The sequence below is a fragment of the Streptomyces sp. NPDC031132 genome (genome assembly GCF_055570595.1).
Map to the genome: position 1 here is coordinate 407,931 of NZ_JBVIGX010000002.1, position 25,544 is coordinate 433,474.

At 70.7% G+C, this 25,544-nt stretch carries 24 protein-coding genes, 1 tRNA gene and 1 pseudogene; 12 read left to right on the top strand and 14 right to left on the bottom strand.

The window, feature by feature from the left end; genetic code table 11:
- Positions 1 to 87: 87 nt before the first annotated feature.
- A complete protein-coding gene (locus ACZ49B_RS04870) occupies positions 88 to 681 on the bottom strand; it encodes a TMEM165/GDT1 family protein (RefSeq protein WP_468300462.1) in 594 nt (197 codons plus the stop codon).
- A gap of 600 nt (positions 682 to 1,281) precedes the next feature.
- On the opposite strand from ACZ49B_RS04870, the gene ACZ49B_RS04875 reads away from it, so the two are divergent.
- The 4 genes from ACZ49B_RS04875 (at position 1,282) to ACZ49B_RS04890 (ending at position 5,302) form a co-directional block, all read left to right on the top strand.
- Positions 1,282 to 1,926 (top strand): HNH endonuclease family protein, encoded by a 645-nt coding sequence (locus ACZ49B_RS04875; protein WP_468300772.1) that lies wholly within the window; start codon positions 1,282 to 1,284, stop codon positions 1,924 to 1,926.
- Between the two features lie 237 nt (positions 1,927 to 2,163).
- Positions 2,164 to 3,831, top strand: coding sequence for an alkaline phosphatase D family protein (locus ACZ49B_RS04880; protein ID WP_468300464.1), 1,668 nt, complete (start codon positions 2,164 to 2,166; stop codon positions 3,829 to 3,831).
- A 165-nt stretch (positions 3,832 to 3,996) separates the two neighbouring features.
- Positions 3,997 to 4,617: a DedA family protein gene (locus tag ACZ49B_RS04885; protein WP_468300466.1), complete on the top strand. Its 621-nt coding sequence runs from the start codon at positions 3,997 to 3,999 to the stop codon at positions 4,615 to 4,617.
- 175 nt (positions 4,618 to 4,792) lie between these two features.
- Positions 4,793 to 5,302: a hypothetical protein gene (locus tag ACZ49B_RS04890; RefSeq protein ID WP_468300468.1), complete on the top strand. Its 510-nt coding sequence runs from the start codon at positions 4,793 to 4,795 to the stop codon at positions 5,300 to 5,302.
- Between the two features lie 101 nt (positions 5,303 to 5,403).
- Here ACZ49B_RS04890 and ACZ49B_RS04895 read toward each other — a convergent pair whose 3' ends face one another.
- Together ACZ49B_RS04895 and ACZ49B_RS04900 are read right to left on the bottom strand one after the other, a co-directional pair.
- Positions 5,404 to 5,640: a DUF2277 domain-containing protein gene (locus tag ACZ49B_RS04895; RefSeq protein ID WP_468300470.1), complete on the bottom strand. Its 237-nt coding sequence runs from the start codon at positions 5,638 to 5,640 to the stop codon at positions 5,404 to 5,406.
- 15 nt (positions 5,641 to 5,655) lie between these two features.
- Complete coding sequence (locus ACZ49B_RS04900) at positions 5,656 to 6,285, bottom strand: TRADD-N-associated membrane domain-containing protein (RefSeq protein ID WP_468300472.1); 630 nt, start codon at positions 6,283 to 6,285, stop codon at positions 5,656 to 5,658.
- Positions 6,286 to 6,903: 618 nt separating this feature from the next.
- Here ACZ49B_RS04900 and ACZ49B_RS04905 point away from each other — a divergent pair.
- The 3 genes and pseudogenes from ACZ49B_RS04905 to ACZ49B_RS04915 form a co-directional block, all read left to right on the top strand.
- Positions 6,904 to 7,263 carry a hypothetical protein gene (locus ACZ49B_RS04905; RefSeq protein WP_468300474.1) on the top strand — a complete coding sequence of 120 codons (360 nt, stop codon included), beginning with the start codon at positions 6,904 to 6,906 and terminating at the stop codon, positions 7,261 to 7,263.
- Between the two features lie 549 nt (positions 7,264 to 7,812).
- Entirely contained in the window at positions 7,813 to 8,028 is a 216-nt protein-coding gene (locus ACZ49B_RS04910; protein WP_468300475.1) for a hypothetical protein, read from the top strand.
- A 385-nt stretch (positions 8,029 to 8,413) separates the two neighbouring features.
- Positions 8,414 to 8,713: pseudogene (locus ACZ49B_RS04915) on the top strand (tyrosine-type recombinase/integrase); the annotation flags it as partial.
- Positions 8,714 to 8,781: 68 nt separating this feature from the next.
- Here ACZ49B_RS04915 and ACZ49B_RS04920 read toward each other — a convergent pair.
- Positions 8,782 to 8,856 (bottom strand) — tRNA-Val (locus ACZ49B_RS04920).
- 105 nt (positions 8,857 to 8,961) lie between these two features.
- Between ACZ49B_RS04920 and ACZ49B_RS04925 the strand changes: the two genes are divergently transcribed.
- The 3 genes from ACZ49B_RS04925 to ACZ49B_RS04935 all read left to right on the top strand — a co-directional run bounded on the left by ACZ49B_RS04925 (position 8,962) and on the right by ACZ49B_RS04935 (position 11,283).
- Positions 8,962 to 10,206, top strand: a complete 1,245-nt coding sequence (locus tag ACZ49B_RS04925; protein ID WP_468300477.1) for a hypothetical protein — start codon at positions 8,962 to 8,964, stop codon at positions 10,204 to 10,206.
- Positions 10,207 to 10,278: 72 nt separating this feature from the next.
- On the top strand, positions 10,279 to 11,001 hold the full coding sequence (locus ACZ49B_RS04930; protein ID WP_468300479.1) for a DUF4383 domain-containing protein: 723 nt from the start codon (positions 10,279 to 10,281) through the stop codon (positions 10,999 to 11,001).
- 75 nt (positions 11,002 to 11,076) lie between these two features.
- On the top strand, positions 11,077 to 11,283 hold the full coding sequence (locus ACZ49B_RS04935) for an FmdB family zinc ribbon protein (RefSeq protein ID WP_053785278.1): 207 nt from the start codon (positions 11,077 to 11,079) through the stop codon (positions 11,281 to 11,283).
- 40 nt (positions 11,284 to 11,323) lie between these two features.
- On the opposite strand, the gene ACZ49B_RS04940 is transcribed toward ACZ49B_RS04935, so the two are convergent.
- The 4 genes from ACZ49B_RS04940 to ACZ49B_RS04955 are packed head-to-tail and all read right to left on the bottom strand — an operon-like array spanning position 11,324 to position 16,522.
- Positions 11,324 to 11,983 (bottom strand): O-methyltransferase, encoded by a 660-nt coding sequence (locus ACZ49B_RS04940; RefSeq protein WP_468300481.1) that lies wholly within the window; start codon positions 11,981 to 11,983, stop codon positions 11,324 to 11,326.
- Entirely contained in the window at positions 11,980 to 12,834 is an 855-nt protein-coding gene (locus tag ACZ49B_RS04945) for an HAD family hydrolase (RefSeq protein ID WP_468300483.1), read from the bottom strand. The genes ACZ49B_RS04940 and ACZ49B_RS04945 overlap by 4 nt, the downstream gene beginning before the upstream one ends.
- Entirely contained in the window at positions 12,831 to 15,347 is a 2,517-nt protein-coding gene (locus ACZ49B_RS04950; RefSeq protein ID WP_468300485.1) for a phosphoribosyltransferase, read from the bottom strand. Before ACZ49B_RS04950 ends, ACZ49B_RS04945 begins: the two co-directional genes overlap by 4 nt.
- A gap of 8 nt (positions 15,348 to 15,355) precedes the next feature.
- Positions 15,356 to 16,522, bottom strand: coding sequence for an HpcH/HpaI aldolase/citrate lyase family protein (locus ACZ49B_RS04955; protein ID WP_468300487.1), 1,167 nt, complete (start codon positions 16,520 to 16,522; stop codon positions 15,356 to 15,358).
- 194 nt (positions 16,523 to 16,716) lie between these two features.
- Between ACZ49B_RS04955 and ACZ49B_RS04960 the strand changes: the two genes are divergently transcribed.
- Positions 16,717 to 17,490: a TerD family protein gene (locus tag ACZ49B_RS04960; RefSeq protein ID WP_468300489.1), complete on the top strand. Its 774-nt coding sequence runs from the start codon at positions 16,717 to 16,719 to the stop codon at positions 17,488 to 17,490.
- Positions 17,491 to 17,574: 84 nt separating this feature from the next.
- Here the strand turns inward: ACZ49B_RS04960 and ACZ49B_RS04965 are convergent, their stop codons facing one another.
- The 6 genes from ACZ49B_RS04965 to ACZ49B_RS04990 all read right to left on the bottom strand — a co-directional run bounded on the left by ACZ49B_RS04965 (position 17,575) and on the right by ACZ49B_RS04990 (position 22,323).
- Positions 17,575 to 18,315, bottom strand: coding sequence for a TerD family protein (locus ACZ49B_RS04965; protein WP_468300491.1), 741 nt, complete (start codon positions 18,313 to 18,315; stop codon positions 17,575 to 17,577).
- A gap of 320 nt (positions 18,316 to 18,635) precedes the next feature.
- Positions 18,636 to 19,751, bottom strand: a complete 1,116-nt coding sequence (locus ACZ49B_RS04970; protein WP_053785283.1) for a DUF475 domain-containing protein — start codon at positions 19,749 to 19,751, stop codon at positions 18,636 to 18,638.
- A 25-nt stretch (positions 19,752 to 19,776) separates the two neighbouring features.
- Positions 19,777 to 20,352 carry a TerD family protein gene (locus ACZ49B_RS04975; protein WP_053688414.1) on the bottom strand — a complete coding sequence of 192 codons (576 nt, stop codon included), beginning with the start codon at positions 20,350 to 20,352 and terminating at the stop codon, positions 19,777 to 19,779.
- Between the two features lie 157 nt (positions 20,353 to 20,509).
- A complete protein-coding gene (locus tag ACZ49B_RS04980) occupies positions 20,510 to 21,085 on the bottom strand; it encodes a TerD family protein (protein ID WP_030160471.1) in 576 nt (191 codons plus the stop codon).
- Positions 21,086 to 21,286: 201 nt separating this feature from the next.
- Positions 21,287 to 21,745: a peroxiredoxin gene (locus ACZ49B_RS04985; RefSeq protein ID WP_099892636.1), complete on the bottom strand. Its 459-nt coding sequence runs from the start codon at positions 21,743 to 21,745 to the stop codon at positions 21,287 to 21,289.
- 149 nt (positions 21,746 to 21,894) lie between these two features.
- Positions 21,895 to 22,323, bottom strand: a complete 429-nt coding sequence (locus tag ACZ49B_RS04990; RefSeq protein WP_468300495.1) for a DUF3052 domain-containing protein — start codon at positions 22,321 to 22,323, stop codon at positions 21,895 to 21,897.
- 447 nt (positions 22,324 to 22,770) lie between these two features.
- Here ACZ49B_RS04990 and aceE point away from each other — a divergent pair, with 447 nt between their 5' ends.
- The gene (gene aceE, locus ACZ49B_RS04995; protein WP_468300497.1) at positions 22,771 to 25,503 is read left to right on the top strand and encodes a pyruvate dehydrogenase (acetyl-transferring), homodimeric type; all 2,733 of its coding nucleotides are present in this window, start codon (positions 22,771 to 22,773) and stop codon (positions 25,501 to 25,503) included.
- Positions 25,504 to 25,544 lie beyond the last annotated feature (41 nt).

The following is a 25,544-nucleotide window of genomic DNA, read 5'->3' on the forward strand; positions in this document are numbered from 1 at the left end:
CGGAGTCGTTGCTGTCGATCACGCCCGCGAGCGTGCCCCGTACGTCCGCCACCTGCAACGGGATATCCCGGTCTGCGCCTCCGGCCGTCAGCCCGCGATGGCCTCGTACAGCGAGAACGCGGCCAGCGCCGCCATCACGCCCGCCGCGACCTTCGTGATCAGGCGCAGCGGCACGTACTTCATGAGGGTCTTCCCACCCAGGATTCCGATGCCCGCGACCGCCCACAGGGCGAGGACGGCGCCGATGCCGACCGAGACGGGGTTGTCGTAGCGTGCGGCGAGGTTGGCGGTCATGATCTGGGTCAGGTCACCGAACTCGGCCACCAGGATCAGCATGAATCCGGCCCCGGAGACCTTCCAGAAGGACTGGTCGGAAGGTGCCTTGACCTCCTCGTCCCCGTCGCTCTTCTTCAGGAGCAGCACGGCCGCGCCCGCGAGGAAGAGGACTCCGACGACGGCCTGGACGAGCCGGTGAGGGAGCAGCGTGAGCACGCTGCCTGCGGCGATGGCGAGTGCGACGTGTACGGCGAAAGCGGCGGCGACCCCCGCGAAGACGTACGAGGCGCGGTAGCGGGTGCCGAGCATCAGACCGGCGAGGGCCGTCTTGTCGGGGAGTTCCGCAAGGAAGACGACTCCGAAGGCGATCGCCGTGACGGTGATGCTGAAGGTACTGCTGAACACGGGGGCGGAACCTCAATCGGTCGGGCAGGACGCCATCGGTACCGAGAGACCTGGGGTGTTTCAGGGGTCGCTTCGGCTCGGCGGCGCCCTGACTGCGTCCACGCACCCGGGTGTGGACGGGTGCAGATGAACAGGAACAGGACACTGCGGCCGAAGGTCTCGCTGGCCGGCCGCTGCGTGCGGCCTGCCTCCGGGCGCCGGCTGGGGTGACCCAGCAGTATGTCGACGGTCCGGCGAAGAGCTACTCCCCTTCTGCTCCCCACAGAATACGCGACGCCTGCCGCCGCCCGGGATAGGCCGTTGGTCCCGCCCCGGGCTCCACCCTGCTCGCCGCACCCGGCCCCCTCACCAGGCCGGCGCACCCGGCAGGGCACGCTGTCGCAGCCCACCCCGCCTCCCCCTCCCCTCCCCTCCCCTCCGCCGGAAGCCCAACTTCCGCTTATCCCCGGCAAGTTGCGCGCCCCCACACCTGACGTGCCCATGTCGTAAAGCTGTAACCTTGCGCCCGCCGCCACGCAATCTGGCGCCGCCACCATGGCCGCGCCCCTCCGGGGCTGACCGGCCACACCCCCCACCCCAGGGAGCCCCCTCATGGCCCTCATACCGACTGTCTACGCGCGTCGAATCGGCGTGCTCGCGTCAGCAGCCACGCTCGCCGCCCTCACCTCCCTCGCGAACGCACCCGTCGCCCAGGCCTCCCCGCCCACCCCCATCAGCGCCGCGGCCGCCCGCTCCTACCTCGCCACGGTCACCCCGAAGACCGAGGGCTCGCTCAGCGGCTACAGCCGCAGCCTCTTCCCGCACTGGAGCACCGTCTCCGGAACCTGCAACACCCGCGAGACGGTCCTCAAGCGCGACGGCGTCGACGTCGTCACCGACTCGGCCTGTGCCTCCGTGAGCGGCAGCTGGTACTCCGAGTACGACGGCGCCACCTGGACCGCCGCCGCCGACCTCGACATCGACCACGTCGTCCCGCTCGCCGAGGCCTGGCGCTCCGGGGCCAGCTCCTGGACCACCTCCAAGCGCCAGCAGTTCGCCAACGACCTCACCCGCCCGCAGCTCATCGCGGTCACCGACAACGTCAACCAGGCGAAGGGCGACCTCGACCCGGGCAAGTGGCTGCCGTCGCGGACCGCCTACCGCTGCACGTACGCCCGGATGTGGGTCCAGGTGAAGCAGTACTGGGCCCTGAGCATGGACTCGGGCGAGAAGACGGCCCTGGTGAACATCCTCAACGGCTGCTGACACCGGACCGGCCCGGAGACCGAACCGGAAGGCGAACCGGAAGACCGACCGGAAGCTGAACCGGAGACCGAACCGAGGCGGACCCGGAAGGCCGAACCGGAAGCCCAACCGGAAGGCGAAACCCGAGGCCGGGCCGCCCTCCGGCCATTCACCCGGCCTTTCCCCCGCCAGGGGGAGGCCACGCTCCCCCTCCCCGTCGTACCGTGATCGAAGGGGCTACGGAGGAGGGGGAGTTGCATGGCCGGATTGCGTCTGGGGCCACTGCTTCGCTACGTCGACTGGGACACGGGCGGTTCGGCGACGATATGGGTCGAGGCCGACCGCCCGTGTACGGCCGAGGTGCGCTGCGCCGACGGGGGCGGCGGCAGCGTGCGTACCTTCCAGGTCGCCGGGCACCACTACGCCCTGGTGCCGGTGACCGGCCTGACGCCGGGGAGCACCACCGCGTACGAGGTGCTGCTCGACGGTGTGCACGTCTGGCCGCCGGCGGGGACGTCCTTCCCGCCGAGCACGATCACCACGCCCGCGGTCACGGCGGCCGGACGGCCGGGCCCCGGGCTGCGGGTGACGTTCGGGTCGTGCCGGCAAGCTGCGCCGCCGGCCGGGCGGCACGGGCCGCACGGTCCGGATGCCCTCGACACCCTCGCGGCGCGGCTGGCCGCCGATCCGGATGAGGTGCGGCCGGACGTGCTGCTCCTGCTGGGCGACCAGGTGTACGCGGATCAGCTGTCCCGGGAGACGAGACGGTGGATCGCGGCCCGCCGGGATCTGCGGGAGGCGCCCGGCGCCCAGGTCGCGGACTACGAGGAGTACACGCGGCTGTACTACGAGTCCTGGCTCGACCCGGAGATCCGCTGGCTGCTCTCCACCGTCCCCAGCCTGCAGATATTCGACGACCACGATGTCGTGGACGACTGGAACACGAGCGCGGCCTGGCTGGCGGAGATGCGGGCGACGCCGTGGTGGCAGGAGCGGGTGGTCAGCGGGTTGATGTCGTACTGGGTGTACCAGCACCTGGGCAATCTCTCGCCGGCCGAGCTCGCGGCGGACCCGCTGTACGAGGCCGTACGCGAGACCCCGGACGGTACGGATGCGCTGCGGGCCTTCGCCGCCGCGGCGGATGCCGATCCGGGCTCGGTGCGCTGGAGCTACCGGCGCGACTTCGGCCGGTCGCGGCTGCTGATGGTGGATACGCGGGCGGCGCGGGTGCTCGCGGAGGACGGGCGGGCGATGCTCGATCCGGCGGAGCAGCAGTGGCTCCGCGAGAACGCCCTCGCCGGGCACGGCGGTTACGACCATCTCCTCATCGGTTCGTCGCTGCCGTGGCTGATGCCGCCGCTGATACACGACGCGGAGGCGTGGAATGCCGCGCTGTGCCGTGGTGAGCGGGGGCCGCGGTGGGAGCGGATCGGGGAGGATCTGCGGCGGCGCAGCGATCTGGAGCACTGGGCGGCGTTTCCGGCCTCGTTCGCGGCGCTCAGCGATCTGATCGAGGAGGTCGGGACGGGGCCGCGGGCGCCGGCGACGGTGTGCGTGCTGTCCGGGGACGTGCATCACGCGTACGTGGCCGAGCCCCGAATACCCAGTACGGCGCGGGTGTTCCAGTTGACGTGCTCGCCCGTGCACAACTCGATCCACACGGTGGTGAAGTGGGGCTTCCGGCTGGGCTGGTCGCGGGCGGGGCGGTGGCTGGGGCGCGGGTTCTCGCGGCACGGGCGGACGGGCCGGCCGCCGCTGAGCTGGCGTCGTACGGGTGGGCCGTGGTTCGGGAACCAGCTGATGACGCTGGCGCTGGCGGGCCGGTCGGCCCGACTGCGGCTGGACCAGGCGCACAAGGCGCGGAAGGGACAGCAGCGGGCCCGGCTGGTGACGGTGCTGGACCGCGAGCTGACGGCGGCGGACTGAGCCGGACGGACGGGGCTGACACACTGTGGGCCCGGGCAGCCCCCGGGCGTACGGCGCACCAACGCCAGGCGTACGCTGTATGGCTGTCAAGCCGCCCCTGCCGCTCCCCCGCGACGTCGCGGCGCTTCATGCCGAAGCACGTCAATCGGACTGGGGAGTCCCGCTTTGTTTGAGACTCTGGGGTCGCTGACCACGAGCCCATGGATCTACGCCGTGGTGGCGCTGTCCGTCGTGCTCGACGTCTTCCTGCCGGTGCTGCCGAGCGGGGTTCTGGTGATCACTGCTGCGGCGGCTGCGGCAGCCGCCGGGGCGGCCGGGCCGGTGCCGGTTCCGGCGCAGGTGCCGGACATCCTGGCGCTGCTGGTGATCGCCACGACCTCGTCGGTGCTGGGTGACATGGCCGCGTTCCGGCTGGCCCGGCGCGGCGGGGCCCGGCTGGACCGCGCCATCGCCCGGTCCCGCCGCCTCACCCGGGCCCAGGAACACCTGGGCGCGGCGCTGGCCCGCGGCGGCGGCGCCCTGGTGGTGATCGCCCGCTTCGCCCCGGCCGGCCGCTCCGTGGTGTCCCTTGGCGCGGGCAAGACCCACCGCAAGGTGATGGAGTTCCTGCCCTGGTCGGTCCTGGCCGGCATGGCCTGGGCCGGGTACAGCGTGGCCCTTGGCTACTTCGGCACCCAGTGGCTCGGCGCCGCCTGGCTCGGCACGGCGGTCTCCGTGCTCGCGCTCTTCGCCGCGGGGGCACTGGCAGCCTTCGTCGTCCGCCGCCCCGTCCCGGCAGCGGCGTAGCCCGCAGCCGGCCCGTACCGGTTCCCCCGGGCGGAGCAGCGGCTCACCCGTTCACCCGGCCCCGATCGCCGCCCCGGGCCCGGGCTCCTAGCCTCCACAGCACGGTGCGCAACCGAATCCGCGTCACATCCGTGGCCTGGCCGTGCCGTTTCGAGGAGCCCGAGGAGTTCTCTCCATGCCCGCCAAGCCGCTCGCCCAGCTGCCGCACCGCCGCATCCTGGCAAGGGTCGCGGCCGCGACCCTCGTCCTCGCCGCATCCACTCCCCTCACGGTCGCGTACGCCGCCTCCCCTTCTGCCAGCGTCTCGCCCACCGCCGTCGCCCCCGGCGGCCGGGTCAGCCTGAACGTCACCGGCTGCGGGACCAAGACCGGCCTCGCCTCGTCCAGCGCCTTCGGCGACGTACGGCTGACCCCGGGCAACCTCGAGGCCACCAACCTCTTCGGCAACGCCACCGTCTTCAGCAACGCCAATTCCGGCGCGCACTCGGTCACCTTCGAGTGCGGCGGCGTCGGCGGCCAGCGCGTCACCGTCTCCCTCCAGGTCACCACCGGCGCGGCCCGCGGCGGGCTGGGCGGCAGCATGGGCGCGATGAGCACCGGTCAGATCGCCCTGGGCGGCACGATGGCCGCAGGCGCACTGGGCACCGGCATCTGGGTACTACGCCGCCGCTCCCGCACGTACTGACGCTGCTCATCAGGATCCGGTGGCCGCCGAGCCGCCGCACGACGGCCGGCGCGGACGCGGTCGCGGCGGTGTCGAAGGCCACGAAACGGGGCGGGACTGACCTACGCAGTGGTCGCGGCGACCGTCACCGCGCCTCTGACCTGCAGCCCGTCCAGCAGGTCCCGCGTCGCCTCGGCAATCGCCTCCACAGCGGCCTCGAAGACCTCCTGATTGTGCGCGGCGGGAGCCCTGAACCCGGACACCTTCCGTACGTACTGCAGCGCGGCGGCGCGGATCTCCTCCTCAGTGGCCTTCTCGGGGATGGCGGGCGGACGCAGAGTCTTAATGGAACGGCACATACCCCCACTATCCCGCTACCGGGGCAGCTCGGCCCCGGAAAGTTTCATGATCAAACCGGCTTGCAGCCGCGCCCGCAGCACCGGGTCCGCGACCTCCTCCAGCAGCTCGACCGCCTGCTGCATCGCGGCGGCGGCGCGCCGGTCCTCGCGCAGGGAGGCGGTCTGATCGGCCATGTGCCTGAGCGCGACGTCGGCCCGCCGGTGGAACAGCTGCCCGACGAGCGTGACGACGACGCCGACCGAGCTCATGACCACGCCGAGGTACAGATCCCCGCTGCTCTCGGCCTTCCACACGGCCAGCGCCACCCCGAGCAGCAGTATCGCGGCTCCCGTCCCGGCGAACCGCTGGCTGGTGGCGAAGCTGCTGCGCGCCTGCGTCAGCCCGTACGCGTAGTACTCCACGAGCACGGAAGTGAACTCGGCGTCCCCGTGCCCCTCCCGCCCGGCCGGTATCCCCCCGACATCGGCGTACTTCGGATCCCCGACGACCGCCGTAGCCCCTGCAACCCGCGCCACCAACCGCGCCCGCTCCTCGTCCCGCCGCCGCTCGAACCCTTCCCGGGCCATGCGGTCCAGCACGACGTACGCCACGCCGCCGCCGACAACGGCCAGCAGCGCAACACCCCCCACCACCCACTCGCCCATCCCTCGACGATCCCCGGGCCCTGAACGACCCGTCAAGGCTCCCGCAACACCGAACGATCCGTCCACGGCAGCGAGTTGCCCCAGATCCGGCCACGTGCCGGTGCGCCCATGCCCCCCGTGTCCTGCCACCGGGTGCCTACCTCCAACGCGCGTGGTCGCCGGTTCCGCTGACCGATCCGCCCGCGGCTCAGCCGCTGAAGCAGCTCGCGCCATGGCTCGCGTCCGGATACACGCCCAACTTCATGGGCCTACTCAGCCAGGCGCAGTGCCGGTTTCCTGTTCGCGCCAATCGTCATGTTTCTTAGCGCTCCCCGTGCTGGCATTGGGGAGCCATGAGAGGGGGAATCACCGATCTTGTCCGCAGTATCTGGTGGCTGACCTGCGTAAACGTGCGCCGGAAAGAACCTTGAGGTGCGTTCTAGCACCCGCCGTTGACCGCTGTTCCCCGCCCTAGCCGGCACGTGTCTGGCACGGCCAACCTTCTGCTCCGCAGCCCTAACCGGATCGACCAGTGACGACCATTCCAGCCGCTACCAGTCCCCGGACGGACGCTACCGAACGCGGGCGATTATTGGGGTAGCGGTACCTGGCTGCTGTACCGCAGGGATTGCGGTGGGGGTGACCGTGGAACGGCATGTGCTGGGAAAACTGTTGGCTGGTGACGACGAGTCGTCCGTGGCTGCTCTGGCCGCCCTCCGCAGCGGCGCCACCTACAGCGTGTGGGATACGACGCATCCCGCAGAGCGGCATGCCAGGGTCCTTGCACGCCGACTTCGGCGCATGCGGCTGCACGGAGGCGAACCGCTGGGGCTGGAACGAATGGTGCGGCTCCTCGGAGAGCATGGCCGCCCGGTGCGCGGAGGGCTGATCGATTCTGTCGATCAGAAATGGACCTTCCTGTGCTACTTCACCGAAGACGGCAGCGCACTGGTGGCCTGCGCCCGCCTGCAGCGGTGGGTTGAACAATCACCACTGTAGGAGAGCGGTGGGGCGACTCGGGCCCGGACCTGCGGCTACCCGACTTCGACGGAAGCCGACCAAGCTCCTCGCGTGCGGCCGCAGTTCCCCGTGACTCCCCACCCAATCTGGCGCGGTTGTGGCACGGGGAACGATCTGATCCATAGCTCTAGCCAGACCGGTCACCTTCGGCCATACCGGCCAGTCCCCGAACTCTGACGGTCATTACAAACCAGGCTCGAATGCTGTGGTTGCTGTGCACCACTGCCGTACTAGCTACGCACCGCCGTGATGCTCGCAGCGAGCGAGCCGAGAAGAGCTGCCAGTGCCATGATCCAAGCGGGATGATGCCGCTGTCGCACTGGGGGTCGGTGCAGGCCATGGTGTGTTCCTTCGAGGTCGGTGCCGTTGTCCTGATGGGCACCGCCCCTGCACGGTTCTGGACAGCGGTGCCGACTGGCAGCCACCACATCGATGTCCGCCCGCGGGGGCGCGAGATCAGTGCCCGGCGGACCCCGCAAGCCCAAATCTCAGCAGCGCCCTGCTGCTGCGCTGTGCGATCTTGCCTGCATGAGCGAGACCCCTCCGACCCCTGTAACCGTCGCTGACAGCGAGATCTTTGCTGGCCGCATCCTGCCGGGCATCAAGGCCATCCGAGAGCATCTCGGATGTTCTCTCCAAGTGGCGTTCCTAACCTTCTACGAGCGGTACGAAGTCCTCCAGCGTGAACAGCCCGATGCGTTCGCCGTGGCGCCGGATGAGTACTGGACCGGCTTTTACTCCTGAGACGCACGGAGCGAAGCACAGACAAGGTCGGTGGAGCGGCTCCGGCTGCGAATTGCTGCGGGCGGCGTTCCCCTTTTGTTGTACCCACGGCTGCCCCGGCTCCCATGCCGTCTGGCGTCGACCCACACGTATGCTCGGCTTGCCTGGGTCGATGGCAGACGGGATGGGAGCCCCCCACGCTCGCCACAGCGCGCCGGCATCCGCGTACAGCGCCCCGTCCATCCAGGAGTCGGAGCGCCCCTGCCGGAGGCACAGTCTTGACCGGTAGCCGACCGATCAGGCCGGGTCGTCCCATCAAGCCCGTAGCCACAGTGGCGCGCGGCCGGCGCCCCGGGCTGGAGCGGGGCGCAGACAGGAGCGCAGGCCCGGGGCGACGGGCGCGCGACGCGGATACGTCTTCACCACACGGACCGGGCGGCCCATCGAGCCGCGGAACGTGTACCGGTCCTTCACTCGAGTGGCCAAGGACGCCGGCTTGAGGGTGATTCGACTGCACGACGCGCGACACGGGACCGCGACCCTGTTGACCGCCGCCGGCGTGCCGCCTCGGGCGGTGATGGAGATCCTCGGGCACAGCCAGATCGCCGTGACCATGAACGTGTACACGCACGTCGTGCAGGACACGCAGCGCGAAGCCATCGGGCACATGGACCGGCTGCTCAGGAGGCGGCAAGACCGCCCCTGACCGCCTGCGTTGATGTCAGGTGGAGATGTCAAAGGCCCCCAACCAAGATTGGTTGGGGGCCTTTGTGCTGGTGGGCGTGGACGGTTTCGAACCGCCGACATCTGCTTTGTAAGAGCAGCGCTCTACCCCTGAGCTACACACCCGTGGATGAGTGGACAGCCTACATGGGAGGCGCACCCCCCACGCAAACGCGTTCCTGTGGGAGAGAATGGACCGGGGCATGGCGGAGGCGGTACGGGAGAGGGATTGTGACGACGGCATCCCGGCGGTGGTTCGGCGGGCGGGACGAGAGTCGGCGGGCGGATGCGCAGGCGGCGAAGGATGCCGCCGCGGCCGCGTTCTACGAGCTGGACACCGCGCAGCGGGATCTGCGGATCTCCATGGAGACCATCGCGGCCGCCGACGGGTCGCCCGCGGCGCGGCAGGCCGGGGAGGGGTTCGCCGCGCTCGGGCGGCGGATCGACGAGGTCAGCCACGTGTACATCGAGGCCGTGGATGCGCACGACCTCGACCGCGTCGACCTCGAGGGGTCCGTCGCCGCGCGGGCGCGAGAGCAGTTGACGCGGGCGCGGGACGAGCTCGTACGGGTCAAGGGCGAGCTCGACCGGTTCGCGCAGGGGCTGCAGCCGTTGCTGGACAAGGCCGAGACGCAGCTGGCTCGGGTGGCGCCCGCCCGGGAGCGGGCCCGGGCGGCGCTGCTCGCGGCGAGCACGGCGCTGGACGACGTACGCGGCAAGGGGATGCGGGCCGACGAGTTCGCTGCGCGGCTGGCGGCGCTGGGGCCGGAGCTGACCCTGCTGAACCAGGGCGCCGCGCAGCACGGCGTGCAGGAGACCGTCCAGCGCGCGGACCGGATCCTGCGTGACGCGGAGGCGATACGGGCCGAGGTGGCGCGGCTCCCGGAGCGGGCCGTGGAGATCGACCGGCGGCTGGTGAGCCTGCGGACCCGGGCGCAGGCGCTGCGCAACCGGGCGGACAGGGTGGATCCGGTCCTCAGCGAGCTGCGCCGGCGGTTCAGTGCCGCGTGCTGGCAGGACCTGCAGCAGGTGCCCGACCAGGCCGTACGGGACGTGGCGCGGGCCGAGGAGCAGCTGAAGGAGGCCGCGCGGGCGCGGGAGGAGCAGCGCTGGGCGGACGTCGGGGCGCTGGTCGAGTCGGTCCGGGGTGCGCTGGATGCGACCGACGAGGCGGTGTCGGCCGCGCAGGACCGGCTGTCGCGGCTGGAGGCGGTGGCGCGGGACCCGCAGGCGGAGGTGCAGCGGACCCGGTTCGCGATCCGGGATGCGCAGCGGTTGGCGATGGAGGGCCGCAGTGTGCCCGATCCGCGGCATGCGCGGCCGCTGGACGAGGCGGTGGGCCGCATGGAGCGGGCGGTCGCCGCGTTGGAGGAGCGGCATCCCGACTACTGGCATTTCCTCCAGGAGATGGAGCAGGTGCGGGGAGACGTGGGGCGGGTCGTGTCCGAAATCCGCGGCAGGCGCGGGGGCGGCTGAGGCCCGCGCTTGTCGCGGGGTGAGGACGGGCGGATGCTGGGAGGTGGCTGGATCAGAGCCTAGGAGGGCGTGATGGCTGCCCATACCTCGCACACCTCTCGTGCATCGGACGCGCCCCGCGCGACCTCGTCCCGCGCGAGCGCACCCCCCGCGACCGCACCGCACGCGGCCTACGGGTGTCACGAGCCGCACGAGCATTACGCGCCGTACGTGGCCCATGCGCCGATCGAGCTCCCCGCGCCGCACGTCCCCTACCTGGTGCGGCGCATCGCGCATCCCGTCAACGCCCGGCTCGACGAGCACCTGCCCTCCGACCACAAGCTCAGCAAGGTGTACCGGGTGGGCGCGGGTCTGACGGGTCTGCTGCTGGTCGTCTTCGGGATCCTCGGGCTCATCGACCAGATCGGGTTCTTCGACACCGGCGGCGACCGGGTGCTCGCGCTGAACACCAACGGCGCGCTGAGCGTCCTGTCGATCTGCATCGGGCTGCTGCTCTTCGTCGGGATGGTGATCGGCGGGAACTTCGCCTCCACCCTCAACATCGTGCTGGGCCTGGCCTTCATCGCCAGCGGGTTCGTGAACCTGGCCCTGCTGGACACCGGCCTGAACTTCCTGGCCTTCAGGATCCAGAACGTGCTGTTCAGCTTCGTCGTCGGCGTGATGCTGATGTGGTTCGGCATGTACGGGCGGGTGGGCAGCGCCCTCCCCCACGACAATCCGTACTGGCGCGCCCGCAATCCCGAGCAGGCCGCACGCGAGGACCGGGCCCGCGCCGCCGCCCTCCACGGGCTCTGAGGCTGGGCGGGGATCTGAGGCTGTGGCCGGGCTCTGAGGCTGTGGCGCGGCCGTCCCGCTCTGTAGCCTTGGGCCATGCCTCGTTACGAATTCCGCTGCCGGACCTGCGACGACACCTTTGAGGTCAGCCGCCCCATGGCCGAGTCGTCCGCTCCCGCCGACTGCCCGGCCGGGCACGCCGACACCGTCAAGCTGCTGTCCGCCGTCGCCGTGGGCGGGACCAGCAGCGCCCCCGCGCCCGCCGGCGGCGGGGGCTGCTGCGGTGGCGGGGGCTGCTGCTGACCCGGCCTGGCGGGGCTGCTGCTGACCCGGCCGTTCCCCGTCAGCGCTTGCGCGACAGGGTGATGCCGTCCGAGATCGCCAGCAGGACCGACTCCATGCGGGAGTCGGTCGCGACGTGGTCGTTGTAGGCGCGGACGCCCGCCGCCGAGCCCTGGGCGGACTCGTCCAGGACCGTGCCGTGGAACAGCGTGTTGTCCGTGACGATCAGCCCGCCCGGGCGCAGCCGCGGAACGAGCTCCTCCCAGTACGCGATCTGGCTTTCCTTGTCCGCGTCCACGTAGGCCATGTCGATGTGCGGTTCCTGCGGCATGGCGCGCAGGGTGTCCAGCGCCGGGGCGATCCGCAGGTCGATCCGGTCGGCGACGCCCGCCGCCTCCCAGGCCTCGCGGCCGTAGGCGGTCCACTCCTCCGAGACGTCGCAGGCGATGAGCGTGCCGTCCGCCGGCAGTGCCTGCGCCATCGACAGGGTCGAGAAGCCGGTGAAGGTGCCGATCTCCACGATGTGCCGGGCGCCCGTCAGCCGGACCAGGAAGGCCAGCAGCGGGCCCTGCTCCTCCGCCGACTGCATGCCGGCCACGTCCGGGAACTTCGCGTACGTCGTCGCCACCAGCCCCCGCTGGATCTCGTCCAGCGGGGGGTTGTGGTCGAGCATGTAGCGGTACAGCTCGTCAGTGATCTTGGTGCTGTTGCCCTTGGTCATGCGCCCAGTGTGCCGACTTCGCCGCCCGGCCGGGCACCCTCACGGGCGACCGCCCGGGCGAAAGCGCGCACGATTTCCTCGCCCGCCAGGACGCCCGCCGTGCCCAGCGGTGTGACCGTCGGCGCGGTCCAGCCCGCGTCGGCCAGCTCGCCGTGGCCCGGGCGCCAGGCCGCGTCCGCCGCCAGCAGCAGGTCCGCGTCCAGCAGGGAGTCGCCGGCGGCGAGGGTCGTGGACGCGCCGGTACGCCGGGCCACCTCGTACATGGCCGCGCTCTTCGTCAGCGGGCGCGGCACGGCGTAGATCTTGCGGCCCTGGAGGGAGACCGTCCAGCCGCGGGCGTCGGCCCATTCCGTCAGCGCCTTGACCCACTCGTCCGGCACCAGGGCGCGTTCGACGACCAGGTACGCGAACAGGTCCTCCGCGACCCGCGCCTTGCGCAGCCACGCCGGGTCCGCCGTGGCCAGCAGGTGCCCGTGGACCTCCTCCAGCGGGGCGCACTCCTCGGCCAGCCGCGCCGCCACCCGGCGCCGCCAGTCCCGGTCCGGGACGCCGTCGACCAGCAGCTGCCCGCCGTTGGCGCAGATCGCGTACGGCGCCGGGCGCCCGGGGAAGCGGATGCGCTGGTACTGCTTGCGCGTACGGGTCGTGGTCGGGACGAAGACGACCGCGGGGTCGGCGGTCAGCTCGGCCAGCAGCGCCGCAGCCGTCTCCGTCATGAACGACAGCGGCCTGCTCTCGTGCACCTCGACGCACAGCAGCCGCGGGGCCACCGGGTCGGGCATGGTCAGGCCGAGGGCGGCCGCCGAGTAGATGAGCGTGCGGTCGAGATCACTGGCTACCAGGACAGTCACTTGGAGGTCACGGCCTTTCCGTCGGCGCCCGTGGCGCCGCGCGTGAAGCGGGGGTGGATGAGTCCTACACACGTGTACGGGAGGTCGTCGACCTCTTCCACCGGGACGCCCCGCTGCTCGGCGAGCAGCCGTACGTGGTCCAGGTCGGCTCCGGCGCCGCGCTGGGCCAGGATCTTCCACGGCACGCGCCGCAGCAGCACCCGCGTCGTCTCGCCGACGCCGGGCTTGACCAGGTTCACGTCGTGGATGCCGTACTCCTCGCTGATCCGCTCGACCGCCGCCCAGCCCTCCCAGGTGGGCGTCCGGTCGGTGGCGAGGAGCTCCTTGACCTCGGCGTCGACGGCTTCGGCCACCTCGTCGAAGCGGGCTGCGACGGTGTCGATGAAGCCGGTGGAGACATCGGCTCCGGCGAGCTCGCGGTAGAACTTCGCGCCGTGGAAGTCGGCGGGACCGACCAGGTCGGACCTGAGCACCGTACGCGAGATCAGTCCGGAAACGGTGGAATTGAGGCAGGCGGAGGGGATCAGGAAGTCCTCGCGGGTGCCGTACGTGCGCACGCAGGAACCGGGGTCGGCGAGGACCACGATCTCCGGATCGAACCCCTCGAACTCTTCCAGCGCCGCCGACAGCTCGCGCGTGATGGCGCCCTTGCCCGTCCAGCCGTCCACGAAGACCACGTCGGAGGGGTCGTGGTGGGCGGCCAGCCAGCGCAGCGCGTTGGGGTCGATGCCGCGGCCGCGCACGATGGAGACGGCGTAGTGCGGCAGGTCCAGGCCGTGCCGGGCCTGGGCCCAGCGGCGCATGAGGACGCCGACGGGGGTGCCGGCGCGGGCCAGCGAGACGAGGACCGGGGAGGGGGACCGCTCGGCGAGGACCGTCTCGGTGACCGTGCCGACGGCCCGGGCCATGCGGGTGGCGGATGCGGCCAGCGCGCTCCGGTACAGCTCCTGGTACTGGGGGGACGGCTGGTACTCGACGGGCAGCGACTCGGCGTAGTGCGCGCCGCCCGCCTGGATGGCCTCCTCGCGCTCCTCGGTGGGGGCTTCGAGCGCCACGTCGGAGAGGTCCTGGAGCAGCCAGCCGCAGTCCTCGGCGGCGTACGAGGAGAAGGCGGGTCCGCGCAGGGGCTCGGGCAGGACCGGCTCGGGCATGATCGGCTCCCGCCGCTCGGTGGAAACGTCGGAGGAGACGTCGGGTACGTACGAGGGCACCACCGCGAGCAGGACCCGGCCGGCGTGCGGCGCCAGGCAGGCGAGGAGCCCGTCGGGAGCGTGCAGCGCAGCGGTGTCCCCGTGGCCGTCGACAACGGCGACGACGGTGTCGAACCCGGCGTCGGCGACGTTGTAGGCGTACCGGGCGCCGGGCCCGTCGGCCGGGGTGTCGTGGGCGGGGAAGACGAGCCGGCTGCGGATGGCGTAGCCGGGGTCGTCGACGGCGAGCACGGGCGAGCGGGTGGTGGTCGAGAACCGGACCTCGGCCGCGACGCCCGACATCTCCAGGGCCCGCGCGAGGCGCAGCGGCGCGTACATCAGCTCCTCGTTGCCGAGGACGAGGACCCTTCCGGGCTCGGCTCCGAGCGCGTCGGCGAGCTGCCGGCCCAGCGCGGGCAGGGCCGCCTCGAGCCGGGCGCGGTGCTCGGGGGTGAACCCGTGACGGGCGCCGTCGGGAACGCCGTCGGGCCAGTCGAGCACGACCCGCCCGGCCGGGGCGGCAGCCCGGACCGAATCCGAACGAGCCGTTCCCGGCCCCGCGCCCGCGCCCTGCTCCTCGTACTCCTCGACCAGCGCCTGCCCCTTGGCCAGGACCCCCTCCGGGAGGTGCACCGTGCCGGAGGCCAGGGCGATCAGGTCGACCCGCGCGCCGAGCTCGGCGGCGAAGGCGGTGAGCCGGTCGCGGTCGGCCGGGGAGCGCATGTCGACGAGGGCGACGACCACGTAGTGCGCGCGGGGGTGGCGGGCGTGCAGGTCGCGGATGGTGTTCAGGACCGTGTTGCCGGTGGAGAACTCGTCGTCGACGAGGACCAGCGGCCCGCTGCCGGCCAGCAGCTTCGGGTCTTCCGGCAGCAGCAGGTGCGAGGTGGCGTGCGAGTGGGCCTCCTCGAACCCGCCGGCGGGCTCCACGCCCGGCACGGGGCGGCGGGTGGAGTGCAGGTAGGGGGCCGCGCCGAGGCCGTCGGCCACGCAGTGGCCCAGCCCGGTCGCGGTCTCGGCGTACCCGAGGACGACCGCGGAGGCGGCCTCGTCGCCCAGCAGGGCGCGGACGCGCAGGCCGAGTCCGTGTCCGGCGGCGTAGACGGCCTCCGGGGACTGCGGGACGTGCTTGCCCAGCACCTGCGAGACCAGCAGGTGGGCCCGCTTCGGGTTGCGCCGCAGCGCCAGCCCGAGCAGCTCGTCGAGCCGTGGCGATCCCGGGTCGCCGGCCTCCTCCAGGCGTACGCCCAGCCGGTCCGCGACCCAGGTTCCCGACCACACCGCGTCGATCGTCTTGCCTCTCTCCGTGTTCGAGGGGTTCAAGGGCGGGCTCACACCTGGAGCCCGGCCGTGAGCAGGTCGACGAAGCCGACCTCCTCCTTCGCCACACCGAAGACCTCGGCGCGCAGCATGGTGCGCTCGGCCCAGGCCCGGTGGGGCTTCACTTCGTTCATCTTGTTCGTGTAGGCGGAGCGCATGACTCCGCCGCCGCCGCGCTCGGGGCGCAGGATGTCCTGGGCGTCGCTGAACTCCTCGTGGGAGACCACCGACAGTGCGTGGACGGGCGTGACGTGGGCGGGGTGGATGCAGGTCTTGCCGAGGAGTCCGTTGGCCCGGTCGAGTTCGATCTCGCGCAGCAGCCCGTCGAGGTCGTGCTCGATGAGGGTGGTGCGCAGTTCCTCGGCGCCTTCCTGGAGGAAGGGGCTGCGGCGCAGCTGGGGCTTGAAGAGGCGCTGCTGGCTGCGGAAGTACTCCCAGACCGGTCCGGTCACGGTGAAGCCGGTGCCGTCGGCGCGGCTGAGCACGTTCACCACGTCGGCGATCACTCCGGCGACGATCTGGACGTCGTAGGCGGTCATGTCGGGGGTGCGGCGCAGTCCGTAGACCGAGCAGAAGTCGGTCACGCCGAGGCGCAGGGCCAGGACGCGGTCGCGGTACCGGCCCACGGTGCGGGAGATGCCGGCGAGGGCTTCGACGCGGGTTTCGAGGTGGAGGAGGTCGGGGGTCTCCAGGACGGGCATCGCATACAGCGGGTGCTGCCCGCTGTCCGCTTCCGCCCGGGCCACGGCGTCGAGAAAGGCGGTTCCGCGGTTCTCGGTGAATTTGGGGAGTACGAATCCGGCCAGTCTTCGTGCGGAGCCGCCGAGGCGGCGCACGAGGTCGGGTATCTGCTCGGGGGTGCGGACCCGGATGAAAAGGAGCGGGAGCTCCCCGCCCTCGGCGTCGAGGGCTGCGAACTGCCGGACGAGGTTGTCCTCGGCGCCCGCGACCTCGGCGTCGCTGATGGAATCCTCCAGGCACAGGACCATGGAGACGACTCCGCGGCCGGCCTGCTTGTGGACGTCCGCGGCGAGGTGGGGGCGGGTGGCGGGGCTGTAGAGGGTGGCTCCGAGGGCGGCGGCGAGGATGCGGGCGGGCGAGGCGGCGGTGAACTCGGCCGGCTCCTGGTGGAAGAGGTCCTTACGGACGGTGGGCGATACGTGCCCAAAGTGACGCATGTGCTTCCCCCGTACTGCCTCGGCGGCCCAACTGGCGTGGCCGGTAATAGTACGTACGAATATGAGTCAAGAGTTCCTCAAGCACATGAAGTTCAGGTAACCCTCTTGCACCATGCCCAGGACTTTCGTCCGGGACAAGGCCCTGCGGGGGGCCGCGTTGTTCCGCGCCGCCCCGGGAGGGCAGGATGACGGGCATGACGCACGCGATGCAGAAGGGCTCGAACATCCCGGTGACCGCCGTGGCGGTCCGGGCGGTGCTGCGCTGGACCAGCGGCCCCGAGGTGCCGGACGTCGATGCCTCGGCGCTGCTCGTGGGCCCGGACGGGCGGGTGCGCTCGGACGAGGACTTCGTGTTCTACAACCAGCCCCGGCACCCCTCGGGGTCCGTCTGGCGGCTCGGCAAGAAGCAGCTCGGCGACGGGATCACCGATGCCGTGCAGGCCGACCTGCGTGCGGTGCCGCCGGTCGTGGACCGGGTCCTGGTGGTGGCCTCGGCCGAGGACGTGCCGTTCGAGCGGGTGCAGGACCTGCGGATCCTGCTGTACGACGCCACGGCGACCGGCGGCTCCGAGCCGCTGGCCTTCTTCGACGTGCGGCCCGAGACCGGCGCCGAGACGGCCCTGATCTGCGGGGAGCTGTACCGCCGCGGCGACGGGTGGAAGTTCCGCGCGCTGGGCGAGGGCTACTCGAACGGCCTCGTCGGGCTGGCGACCGACCACGGGATCTCCGTGGACGAGAACGCCGCCGAGGGCTCGTCCGGGTCCGCCCCCGCCGCCGGGCCGACCGCCGAGCAGACGGCCGCGATGCGGCCGCCGGCTCCGTCGACCCCGCCGGCGCCGCTGACGCAGGCCCCGCCGGCCGCGCAGCCTGCGTACGGGTATCCGCAGCCGGTGTCCCCGGTGCCGGTGCCGGGCGGGGACCCGACGTTCCGGCTGCCGGTGCAGGGCCCGCAGTTCATCCGCCGCTGACGCCCGCCTGACCGTGGCCCGGGCGGGGGCCCGCGCCCGGGACCCCGCCCGGGGTCCCGGTCAGGCTTCCGGGCAGGCCTCCGGTCAGGCCTTGGTGCTCTTGTAGCCCCGCCCCCACTGCAGGCCCCACCCGTACAGCCGGTCCAGCTCGGCCTGGAACCCGTACACGAACTTCACCTCGCGCCGCACGATCAGCTCGCCCTTGACGTGCTCCAGGGTGAGCACCGCGCAGGAGCGGGCCTGCGGCTGACGCTCCTCCAGCGGGATCTCGATCCGCGGTCCGGTGATCGGGTACAGGGTGACCATGGCGTGCGTCCGGTCGAAGGCCGGGGTCTGGTCGTAGATGTAGACGAACACCAGCAGCCGCTTGATCTCGTCGGCGTGGTCGAGGTTGACGAAGACCGTCTCCCCGGACGGCGCCCCGAACCGGTCGTCGCCGCTGAGCTTCACGTACGGCGGGCTGTTGATGTCCCCGTGGAGGTTGCCCAGGGGCTGCACGACGCCCCTGGTCCCGTCGGCCAGCTCGTAGAGGCAGCCGAGGTCCAGGTCGACGTTGACCATGCCCTGGGTGTGCGCCTGCACCATGTCGGGCTTGAACAGCTTGAACGGGTGGCGCAGGAACCGGCTGCCCTCGCCCCCGCCGCGGCCCCCGATGTCCGAGCTGCGCATGCGCCAGGACAGGTTGACCCGGAGGTTCCCGTGGACCGCCCCTTGTTTGGTGAGCGACACCGTCGGATGCCGCTTGGTCAGCTCGATCGCCGCCGAGGCGCCGCCCGAGTCGAACTGCAGGGCCCGGCTGCCCCTGATCCCGTCGAAGAATCCCATTCCCCTACCCCCCTCATGCTGTGCGGACAGCGCTGTGCGGACAGCGCGGCCTACGCGGACGGGGGGGGCGGGGAGGGGCGCCGGACCAACCCGACCACCCCCCAACGGGAAGGTTCGCCCCCCCACCCTCATTCCGCCCCCGCGGCTGAACCACCCACCTCCCCCCCCGCGTCGCTTGCCTTTGGGGGCCTCCTCTTTTTTGTGGTGATTTGGGAGGCCTTTTGGGGGTGTGGGGGCGCGGGGGGGGCCCCGTCCCCCCCCCCCCCCCCCCCCCCCCCCCCCCCCCCCCGCAGATGGAGCGTTCCGCATTACCGCCGTGATCATGCCTCGGCGGCGGAACCCTCCAGTTCCAACCGCTTGTTGCGGCGCACCGAGGACCAGAAGGACCAGGCGATGAGCAGCACGCCGACGAGGCCGGTGATGACCTCGTGGATCTCGTACTGGATGGTGACGAGCAGGATCACGGCGAGCGCGCCGATGGCGTAGTGCGCGCCGTGCTCCAGATAGACGTAGTCGTCGAGGGTGCCCTGGCGGACCAGGTAGACCGTGAGCGACCGGACGTACATGGCACCGATGCCGAGGCCGAGGGCCATCAGCACGATGTCGTTGGTGATGGCGAAGGCGCCGATGACCCCGTCGAAGGAGAAGGAGGCGTCGAGGACTTCGAGGTAGAGGAACATGAAGAAGGCGGCCTTGCCGGCCATGGCGACGGCCGAGACGGGCTTGCCGCTCTTCTTGGCCGCTTCCTCCGCTTCGTGCTCGGCCTCTTCCTCTTCTTCGAGGCGGTTCTCGAAGTACCCCGAGAGACCGCCGACGATCATGTAGGTGATCAGACCGGCGATGCCGGAGACCAGGACGGTCTGCGCCTTGTCCACGTGGGCCCCGCCGTGCTGGTGGGCGTGGGCGGCGAAGGTCATGGACGTGATCAGCAGGGCGATCAGCGCGATGCACGCCGAGAGCATGTCGATCTTGCCGAGCTTGGCGAGCGGGCGCTCGAGCCACGCGAGCCACTTGATGTCCCGGTCCTCGAAGATGAAGTCGAGGAAGATCATCAGCAGGAACATGCCGCCGAAGGCCGCGATCGCCGGGTGGGCGTCCGTGACCAGCTGCTGGTACATGTCCTTGTCGTTCAGCGCCAGGTCGACGGCCTCGATGGGGCCGATGCCTGCGGTGACCGCGACGATCACGACGGGGAAGACCAGGCGCATTCCGAACACGGCGATGAGCACACCGACCGTAAGGAAGATCTTCTGCCAGAAGGCATTCATCTTCTTCAGGATTCCGGCGTTGACCACCGCGTTGTCGAAGGACAGCGAGATCTCAAGGATGGACAGGATCGCGACGATCCCGAATCCGGTCCACCCCCCGTAGAACACCGCTGCGACCAGACCGAGCGCAGTGACTGCGAACGACCAGCCGAAGGTTTTGAGAACCACTGGCACCCCATCGTCTTGTACGGCTTTACGAAACGTTGACCCCGAAGTCTAGAGCGATGCCCCGGAGCCCCGACGCGTACCCCTGCCCCACTGCCCGGAACTTCCATTCGCCGCCGTACCGGTAGACCTCGCCGAAGATCATCGCGGTCTCGCTGGAGGCGTCTTCGGTGAGGTCGTAGCGGGCCAATTCCTGGCCGTCCGATTCGTTCACCACGCGGATGAAGGCGTTGCTGACCTGGCCGAAGCTCTGGCGGCGGGCCTCCGCCTCGTGGATCGAGACCGGGAAGACGATCTTGTCGACCTCGACCGGCACCTTGGTCAGGTCGATGATGATCGACTCGTCGTCGCCCTCACCCTCGCCGGTGAGGTTGTCCCCCGTGTGTTCGACGGAGCCCTCGGGGCTCTTCAGGTTGTTGTAGAAGACGAAGTACGCGTCCCCCAGGACCCGGCCGTCGCGGCACAGCAGCGCGCTGGCGTCGAGGTCGAAATCGGCCCCCGTGGTCGAGCGCGCGTCCCAACCGAGACCGACCAGGACCCGGGTGAGGTTCGGTGCGGCCTTGGAGAGGGAGACGTTGCCCCCCTTGGCGAGTGTGACGCCCATGTTGTGGTCCTCCCCGGACGACGTGGTGATCGCGGCGCGCTCGCGTGGCGGGCCGGCGGTGAATCCCGGCCGGTGAGCTCGGCCGGTGGATCGTTGCAAAGCACGTCCGGCGCCGTACACACAGTGCACGGCGCCGGACGGGTGACTGCTGGCAGGCTCAGACGTTGACGCCGAAGTCCTGGGCGATGCCGCGCAGGCCGGAGGCGTAACCCTGGCCGATGGCGCGGAACTTCCACTCCGCACCGTTGCGGTACAGCTCGCCGAAGACCATGGCGGTCTCGGTCGACGCGTCCTCGGAGAGGTCGTAGCGGGCGAGCTCGGAGTTGTCGGCCTGGTTCACCACGCGGATGTACGCGTTGCGGACCTGGCCGAAGCTCTGCTGGCGGCTCTCGGCCTCGTAGATCGAGACCGGGAAGACGATCTTGGCGACATCGGCCGGGACGCCGGCCAGGTTCACCTTGATGGCCTCGTCGTCGCCCTCGCCCTCACCGGTGGTGTTGTCACCGGTGTGCTCGACCGAGCCGTCCGGGCTCTTCAGGTTGTTGAAGAACACGAAGTTCGAGTCGTTGGCGACCTTGCCCTGGTCGTTGGTCAGGATCGCGCTGGCGTCGAGGTCGAAGTCGACGCCGGTGGTGGTGCGAGCGTCCCAGCCCAGACCGACGATGACCGCCGTCAGATTCGGCGCGGCCTTGGTCAGCGAGACGTTTCCGCCCTTGCTGAGGCTGACTCCCACGGGTCCTCCATTGGGTTCATGTGTGGGGCGGCGCCCCGTCGTGCGGTTTCTACCGGGATCAACGTTTCGATCCTAGTGACGGGTTCCCGCCTGCCGGCGTCTTTCCCGGTGAACAGTTCCCGGAACCCGTTGGAAGTGCACCAAGTGCCCGAGGTCCCCGACGGGGCCCGGAGGCCGGCTCGGGGTCGGCTCTAGGTCGACTCAGAGGCTGTCGAGTGCCTTGATGTACTCGTTCAGGTCACGCGCGTCGGGCAGGCCGTTGACGACGGTCCAGCGCACGATGCCGTCCTTGTCGATGATGAAGGTGCCGCGGACCGCGCAGCCCTTCTGCTCGTCGAAGACGCCGTACGCGCGGGAGGTCTCGCCGTGCGGCCAGAAGTCCGACAGCAGCGGGTAGTCCAGGTTCTCCTGCTCGCCGAAGACCCGCAGGGTCGGCACGGAGTCGTTGGAGACCGCGAGGAGCTGGACGTCGTCGTTCTGGAACCGCGGCAGCTGGTCGCGCAGCTCGCACAGCTCGCCGGTGCAGACCCCCGTGAAGGCGAACGGGTAGAAGAGCAGCACCACGGCCTTCTCCCCCCGGAAGTCGGAGAGCCGCACGGTAGCGCCGTGGTTGTCCTTGAGCTCGAAGTCCGGGGCCTTGTTGCCGACCTCGATCGCCATCTCTCGCATCCCTTCGTTCCTGCATCCCTGCATTGGGCTGTTCGGGTGGGTCCAGCCTATGGGGATCAGGCGCCCGGAACGCACGCACCCCGCCGACCGGGTGGGAATCCGGTCGGCGGGGTGCGTGTCCGCTTGGCTGCGGGCGCGGTTCAGCGCTTGGTCTTGGCCGCGGTCTTGGGCGTCACCAGCTTGGTGGACGTCCACTCCTTGCCGACGGGCAGACCCTTGGCGAGGGAGAGGCCGGCGGTCTCGGCGGCCTCGCTGATGTCGCTGGCCTCGACGAACCCGTCACGGCCCGTCTTGGGGGTCAGCAGCAGGATCAGTGCGCCGTCCTCGACCAGCTCGGTCGCATCGACCAGGGCGTCCGTCAGGTCGCCGTCCTCGTCGCGGAACCACAGCAACACCGCGTCGGCGACGTCGTCGTAGTCCTCGTCGGCGAGCTCGCTGACGAGCTTCTCGACGGCATCACGGAATTCCTGATCGACGTCCTCGTCGTAGCCGATCTCCTGGACCACCTGTTCGGACTGGAAACCCAGCCGGGCGGCCAGGCTCTCCGCGTGGTCCGCGGTCGCGCTCACGGGGTGCCTCCTGCTCATGTTCGGTGAATGTCTTCGGCGGCGCGCGTACGCGCAGCATTGGGCGTAGTCCACACGGGCGCGGCGGATCGCGCAAGTACCCGGCCGCCGAGACCGTCGAAACGGTGACGATTACGGCCGTCTCGCCGCAACTTTCAGCCTTCCCGCGCGCACGTCTGGTGATTCATCCCACACCATTCCAGGTCATTCGGCATCATCGGCGACACCGGACGGCTTTCCTACCTGTTTGAGGGACGAACGGTCTTACGAACCCACTGATCATCTTGGGCGTAAGGTTGCGATTTGGCCGGACCGGCCGCCGACGGCGCCCCGAATCGCCGCGGACTCCGGTGATTACCCAGCGGTACAGGTGACGATTCCGACCGAGAGTAAGACGATGGGAGGCGGCGAAACCCCATGGCACGACTCCCCTGACAGCGAAGGAACAGCGTGGCTTCCGCATCCGATCGCAATCCGATCATCATTGGCGGCCTGCCGAGCCAGGTCCCGGACTTCGATCCGGAAGAGACGCAGGAGTGGCTCGACTCCCTGGACGCCGCCGTCGACGAGCGGGGCCGTGAGCGCGCCCGCTACCTGATGCTGCGGCTGATCGAGCGGGCCCGCGAGAAGCGCGTGGCCGTACCCGAGATGCGCAGCTCGGACTACGTCAACACGATCGCCACCAAGGACGAGCCGTTCTTCCCCGGCAACGAGGAGATCGAGCGCAAGGTCCTGAACGCCACCCGGTGGAACGCGGCCGTCATGGTCTCGCGCGCCCAGCGTCCCGGGATCGGCGTCGGCGGCCACATCGCCACGTTCGCCTCCTCCGCCTCCCTCTACGACGTGGGCTTCAACCACTTCTTCCGGGGCAAGGACGAGGGCGACGGCGGCGACCAGATCTTCTTCCAGGGCCACGCCTCGCCCGGCATCTACGCGCGCGCCTACCTCCTGGACCGGCTCTCCGAGCAGCAGCTCGACGCGTTCCGGCAGGAGAAGTCGAAGGCCCCGTACGGCCTGTCGAGCTACCCGCACCCGCGGCTGATGCCGGACTTCTGGGAGTTCCCGACCGTCTCGATGGGCCTCGGCCCGCTCGGCGCGATCTACCAGGCCCGGATGAACCGGTACATGGAGGCGCGCGGGATCGCCGACACCTCGAAGTCACACGTTTGGGCGTACCTCGGCGACGGCGAGATGGACGAGCCGGAGTCGCTCGGCCAGCTGTCGATCGCGGCGCGCGAGGGCCTGGACAACCTGACCTTCGTCGTGAACTGCAACCTGCAGCGGCTCGACGGCCCGGTGCGCGGCAACGGCAAGATCATCCAGGAGCTGGAGTCGCAGTTCCGCGGTGCCGGCTGGAACGTCATCAAGCTGATCTGGGACCGCTCCTGGGACCCGCTGCTGGCCCAGGACCGCGACGGCATCCTGGTCAACAAGATGAACTCCACCCCGGACGGGCAGTTCCAGACGTACGCCACCGAATCGGGCGCGTACATCCGCGAGCACTTCTTCGGCGGCGACCAGCGGCTGCGCGCGATGGTCGAGAACATGACCGACTACCAGATCCAGCACCTGGGACGCGGCGGCCACGACCACAAGAAGGTCTACGCGGCCTACGCGGCGGCCAAGGCCCACAAGGGCCAGCCGACGGTGATCCTGGCGCAGACGGTCAAGGGCTGGACGCTGGGCCCGAACTTCGAGGGCCGCAACGCGACGCACCAGATGAAGAAGCTGACGGTCGACGACCTCAAGCGCTTCCGCGACCGCCTGCACATCCCGATCACCGACGCGCAGCTGGAGAGCGGCGCGCCGCCGTACTACCACCCGGGCCGCAACTCGCCCGAGATCCAGTACATGCACGACCAGCGCAACGCCCACGGCGGCTACGTGCCGACCCGCGTGGTGCGCGCCAAGCCGCTGCAGCTGCCGGACGAGAAGACCTACGCGGCGGCCAAGAAGGGCTCGGGCCAGCAGTCGATCGCCACGACCATGGCGTTCGTGCGCATCCTGAAGGACCTGATGCGGGACAAGGAGATCGGCAAGCGCTTCGTGCTGATCGCCCCGGACGAGTACCGCACCTTCGGCATGGACGCGTTCTTCCCGAGCGCCAAGATCTACAACCCGCTGGGCCAGCAGTACGAGGCGGTCGACCGCGACCTGCTGCTCGCGTACAAGGAGTCGCCGACCGGCCAGATGCTGCACGACGGCATCTCGGAGGCGGGCTGCACGGCGTCGCTGATCGCCGCGGGTTCGGCGTACGCGACGCACGGCGAGCCGCTGATCCCGGTCTACGTCTTCTACTCGATGTTCGGTTTCCAGCGCACCGGTGACCAGTTCTGGCAGATGGCCGATCAGCTCGCGCGCGGTTTCGTCCTGGGTGCGACCGCCGGCCGGACCACCCTGACGGGTGAGGGCCTGCAGCACGCCGACGGTCACTCCCAGCTGCTCGCGTCGACGAACCCGGGCTGCGTGGCGTACGACCCGGCGTACGGGTACGAGATCGCGCACATCGTCCAGGACGGCCTGCGCCGCATGTACGGGCCCGAGGCCGAGGACGTCTTCTACTACCTGACCGTCTACAACGAGCCGATCCAGCACCCGGCCGAGCCGGCCGGTGTCGACGTGGACGGGATCCTCAAGGGCATCCACCGGGTGTCCACGGGGTCGGCGGGCTCCATCGGGGCGCAGATCATGGCCTCGGGCGTGGCGGTGCCGTGGGCGCTGGAGGCCCAGCGGATCCTGGCCGAGGAGTGGAACGTCCGGGCGGACGTCTGGTCGGCGACCTCCTGGAACGAGCTGCGCCGCGAGGCCGTCGAGGTGGAGGAGCACAACCTGCTCCGCCCGGAGGAGGAGCAGCGCGTCCCGTACGTGACGCGGAAGCTGTCGGGTGCGGAGGGGCCGTTCGTGGCGGTCTCGGACTGGATGCGGTCCGTCCCGGACCAGATCTCGCGGTGGGTGCCCGGCGCGTACACCTCGCTGGGTGCGGACGGCTTCGGCTTCGCGGACACGCGCGGCGCGGCCCGGCGCTTCTTCCACATCGACGCGCAGTCGGTGGTGCTGGCGGTGCTGACCGAGCTGGCCAAGGAGGGCAAGATCGACCGGTCCGCGCTGAAGCAGGCCGTGGACCGGTACCGGCTGCTGGACGTCTCGGCGGCCGACCCGGGTGCGGCGGGCGGCGACGCGTAGCGCTGCGCGGATAGGCGTCAAGGCGGGTCCTCGGCAGCGCC

Excerpts from the sequence above, each read along its gene's own strand:
- ACZ49B_RS04880 (WP_468300464.1), top strand. The coding sequence starts at position 2,164 with ATGGCCGGATTGCGTCTGGGGCCACTGCTTCGCTACGTCGACTGGGAC.
- ACZ49B_RS04890 (WP_468300468.1), top strand. The coding sequence starts at position 4,793 with ATGCCCGCCAAGCCGCTCGCCCAGCTGCCGCACCGCCGCATCCTGGCA.
- ACZ49B_RS04895 (WP_468300470.1), bottom strand. The coding sequence starts at position 5,640 with ATGTGCCGTTCCATTAAGACTCTGCGTCCGCCCGCCATCCCCGAGAAG.
- ACZ49B_RS04900 (WP_468300472.1), bottom strand. The coding sequence starts at position 6,285 with ATGGGCGAGTGGGTGGTGGGGGGTGTTGCGCTGCTGGCCGTTGTCGGC.
- ACZ49B_RS04910 (WP_468300475.1), top strand. The coding sequence starts at position 7,813 with ATGAGCGAGACCCCTCCGACCCCTGTAACCGTCGCTGACAGCGAGATC.
- ACZ49B_RS04930 (WP_468300479.1), top strand. The coding sequence starts at position 10,279 with ATGGCTGCCCATACCTCGCACACCTCTCGTGCATCGGACGCGCCCCGC.
- ACZ49B_RS04935 (WP_053785278.1), top strand. The coding sequence starts at position 11,077 with ATGCCTCGTTACGAATTCCGCTGCCGGACCTGCGACGACACCTTTGAG.
- ACZ49B_RS04940 (WP_468300481.1), bottom strand. The coding sequence starts at position 11,983 with ATGACCAAGGGCAACAGCACCAAGATCACTGACGAGCTGTACCGCTAC.
- ACZ49B_RS04955 (WP_468300487.1), bottom strand. The coding sequence starts at position 16,522 with ATGCGTCACTTTGGGCACGTATCGCCCACCGTCCGTAAGGACCTCTTC.
- ACZ49B_RS04960 (WP_468300489.1), top strand. The coding sequence starts at position 16,717 with ATGACGCACGCGATGCAGAAGGGCTCGAACATCCCGGTGACCGCCGTG.
- ACZ49B_RS04965 (WP_468300491.1), bottom strand. The coding sequence starts at position 18,315 with ATGGGATTCTTCGACGGGATCAGGGGCAGCCGGGCCCTGCAGTTCGAC.
- ACZ49B_RS04975 (WP_053688414.1), bottom strand. The coding sequence starts at position 20,352 with ATGGGCGTCACACTCGCCAAGGGGGGCAACGTCTCCCTCTCCAAGGCC.
- ACZ49B_RS04985 (WP_099892636.1), bottom strand. The coding sequence starts at position 21,745 with ATGGCGATCGAGGTCGGCAACAAGGCCCCGGACTTCGAGCTCAAGGAC.